General features: G+C 66.6%; 3 protein-coding genes. All 3 read left to right on the plus strand.

Annotated elements, in window-relative coordinates; all coding sequences use genetic code 11:
• Positions 1 to 243: 243 nt before the first annotated feature.
• The 3 genes from K6V06_RS20515 to K6V06_RS20525 all read left to right on the plus strand — a co-directional run bounded on the left by K6V06_RS20515 (position 244) and on the right by K6V06_RS20525 (position 3,394).
• Complete coding sequence (locus tag K6V06_RS20515) at positions 244 to 1,572, plus strand: MFS transporter (protein WP_222245977.1); 1,329 nt, start codon at positions 244 to 246, stop codon at positions 1,570 to 1,572.
• 10 nt (positions 1,573 to 1,582) lie between these two features.
• Positions 1,583 to 3,112, plus strand: a complete 1,530-nt coding sequence (locus tag K6V06_RS20520) for a M81 family metallopeptidase (RefSeq protein ID WP_222245978.1) — start codon at positions 1,583 to 1,585, stop codon at positions 3,110 to 3,112.
• A gap of 90 nt (positions 3,113 to 3,202) precedes the next feature.
• Positions 3,203 to 3,394, plus strand: coding sequence for a hypothetical protein (locus K6V06_RS20525; RefSeq protein WP_370637527.1), 192 nt, complete (start codon positions 3,203 to 3,205; stop codon positions 3,392 to 3,394).
• Positions 3,395 to 3,532: the final 138 nt, after the last annotated feature.

A 3,532-nucleotide genomic window follows, 5' to 3' on the forward strand; every position in this document is an offset into this window, starting at 1 on the left:
AACCGTACGGGTTGCAAGAAAGAACGGTCCGACCCAGATCCCAGCGCTCTCCCACGGGCTTGAGGTCCCAGAGGGCAGTCGGGCTACTGAGCCGGTCCAAATCCCAACCATTAAGATACAAGGGCATTGAGCGCATCGCTACGCGCCGAAGGATCAAAAAATAACTCCAGCACAACAAGAACGGCACGCTTGCAAGGCGCTGCCTCCCCGACCCTCACGCGCCGCGCGCGCACGGAGACACCAATGAACCAGACTGCACCGCTATCGCCAGCCCAGGCGGCCATGCCCGCCCAGGACGAGCTTGCCGGGGTGTACCGCAAGATCAGCCTGCGCATTCTTCCCTTCCTGCTGCTGTGCTATGTGTTCGCCTACCTGGACCGCGTCAACATCGGCTTTGCCAAGCTGCAGATGCAGCAGGACGTGGGGCTGAGCGACGCCATCTATGGCCTCGGCGCCGGCATCTTCTTTCTCGGCTATGTCATGTTCGAGGTGCCCAGCAATCTGCTGCTGGCCCGCATCGGCGCACGCCGCACCATCAGCCGGATCATGGTGCTGTGGGGCATCACCTCGGCCTGCATGCTCTTCGTCCACGACGCCACCAGCTTCTACGTGCTGCGCTTCCTGCTCGGCGTGTTCGAAGCCGGCTTCGCGCCTGGCATGATCTTCTACCTGACCTACTGGTACGGCGGGGCGCGCATGGCGCGCGTGATGGCGGTGGTGATGCTGGCCGGTCCCATCGGCGGCATGGCGGGCGGGCCCGTCTCCACCTGGCTGATGACGGCATTGGCCGGCGCCCATGGCCTGGCCGGTTGGCAGTGGATGTTCCTGGTGGAGGGGCTGCCCTGCGTGCTGCTGGGGGCAATCGCGTATTTCTACCTGGACGACAAGCCCGCCCAGGCCCGTTGGCTCACGGATCGCGAGCGCAAGCTGCTGGCCGACGATATCGGCGCGACGCAGGCGGGTGGCCACCACAGCTTCCGCACGGTGCTGCGCGACCCGCGCATCTATGCGCTGGCCTTCGGCTATTTCTGCCTGATCAGCGGCATCTATGCCGTCAGCTTCTGGTTGCCCACCATCCTCAAGGGGGCCGGCGTGACCAGCACGCTGGCGATCGGCATGTACTCCGCCGTGCCTTATGTCGCGGCTGCGGTCTTCATGTTCGTCTTCGCCCGCAGTTCCGACCGCCACCAGGAGCGCCGCTGGCATAGCGCCATGCTGGCCTTTGTCGGCGCCGGCACGCTCGCCGCCGCCGCGATGACCGCCGACAACCTGATGCTCTCGCTCGTCACCATTACCGTGGCGACCGCATCGATGTGGGCGGCCTACACGGTGTTCTGGGCCATCCCTTCGGAATACCTGAAGGGCACCGCCGCGGCAGGCGGCATTGCGCTGATCAACAGCATCGGCCTGCTGGGCGGCTTCGTCAGCCCGACGCTGATCGGCTACGTCAAGGAGCTGACCGGCTCGATGGAAGGCGGGCTCCTGTCGATGGTGGTGCTGCTGGTGGCCGGTGGCATCGTGATCCTGGCCAACCGTCTGCCTGCCCGGTCCCGCTCCGCTTCCCTTGCCTGAGACTTTCACCATGCGCATCCTGTTGGCCGGTTTCCAGCACGAAACCAATACCTTCGCCCCGTCGCGGGCGTACTACGACAATTTCATCCGCGGCGAGGGCTTTCCCGCGATGGCGCGGGGCGACGACCTGCTTGCGCTGGAAGCGGTCAATATTCCGGCAGGCGGCTTTATCGAGACGGTTCGCCGCGATCCGGCCGTCACGCTGCTGCCGGTGATCTGGGCGGGCGCCAGTCCCTCCGCGCACGTTGCCACCGATGCCTACGAGCGCATCGCCGCTGAGATCGTCGATGCCGCGCGCCAGCAGCGTCCCGACGCGATCTATCTGGACCTGCACGGGGCGATGGTGGCCGAACACGTGGACGATGGCGAAGGTGAACTGCTCGCGCGCCTGCGTACCGTGGTGGGGCCGCAGGTGCCGATCGTCGCCAGCCTGGACCTGCACGCCAATGTCACCGCGCGCATGCTGTCACAGGCGGACGCGCTGGTGGCGTTCCGCACCTATCCGCACGTGGACATGGCGGAGACCGGCGCTCGCGCGGCGGCGTTGCTGCAGCGGCTGTGCGGCAGCGGCGGAGGGCAGCAGCAGCCGTGGCATCGCGCCGCCCGCCGCCTGCCGTTCCTGATTCCGATCAACGGCCAATGCACCTTCCTGGAGCCGGCCAGGGAGATCTACGCCTTGCTCTCCGAGCTGGAAGCGCAGCGTGGCGTGTCGCTGTCGTTCGCGCCCGGGTTTCCGGCCGCAGACTTCGCGGAGTGCGGCGGGGTGGTATGGGGCTATGGCGAGGATGCGCCGGCCGTGGAGCGGACCGTGGCGGAGCTGACCGACGCCATCGTGGCGCGCGAAGCCGACTGGGCCGTACCGTTCCTGTCGCCGCAGGAAGCGGTACGCGAGGCGATGCGAATCGCGCGCGGCGCCAGCCGTCCGGTGGTCATCGCCGATACGCAGGACAACCCCGGTGCCGGCGGCGATTCCAATACCACCGGCATGCTGCGCGCGCTGCTGGCGGAGCAGGCGAGCGGCGCCGCATTGGGTTTGATGGTCGATGCCGCCGCGGCGAGGGCGGCGCACGCTGCCGGTGTCGGCAGTGAAATCCGCATTGCGCTCGGTGGCCAGTCGGGTGTGCCCGGCGACGCGCCCTTCGACGGCGTGTTCCGTGTAGCGCAGCTGTCCGATGGCCGCTGCCGCTTCGATGGACCGATGATGAACGGCATGCTGGTCGATGCCGGTCCCACCGCGCGTCTGGTGATCGGCGGGGTCGAGGTCGTCGTCAGCAGCAACAAGGCCCAGATGCTGGATCGCAACCTGTATCGGATGGCGGGGGTGGAGCCCGAACGGATGAAGATCCTGGTCAACAAGAGCTCGGTGCATTTCCGCGCGGACTTCCAGCCGATCGCCGAAGCGGTGCTGGTCGCCAAGGCGCCGGGCCCTCTGCTGGCCGATCCCGCCGATCTGCCGTGGCAGCGCCTTGCGCCCGGTATCCGGCTGCGGCCACTTGGGCCGGCGTTCAGCAATGCCGGCGCCGTACCGGATCGTGGATAGGGCGCTCAGTCACAATCGGTTACAGCCACTGCCGGAAACCCTGCGGTAGGCTTCGCTCGCCTACGAATTTGCTTACCCAAGGGAGAGATGGTGAAGATTCTGCTCGCAACCGTGATTGCGTTGATGCTGCCGCTGAGCGGCTGCGTCGTGGCGCCTTATGACGTCCCGCCGGGACATGGCGGCTGTCCGCCGGGCCAGGCAAAGAAGGGCAATTGCCGGATCGATGCCTATGGCAACGAGTCGTTCTGCCCGCCGGGCAAGGCGAAGAAGGGGCAGTGCTGATTCCAGACCGGGACCAACCCCTCTCCCCGGCCCTTGTATCTTAATGGTTGGGATTTGGACCGGCTCAGTAGCCCGACTGCCCTCTGGGACCTCAAGCCCGTGGGAGAGCGCTGGGATCTGGGTCGGACCGTTCTTTCT

This window comes from Cupriavidus sp. AU9028, assembly GCF_019795295.1.
Lineage (GTDB): Bacteria > Pseudomonadota > Gammaproteobacteria > Burkholderiales > Burkholderiaceae > Cupriavidus.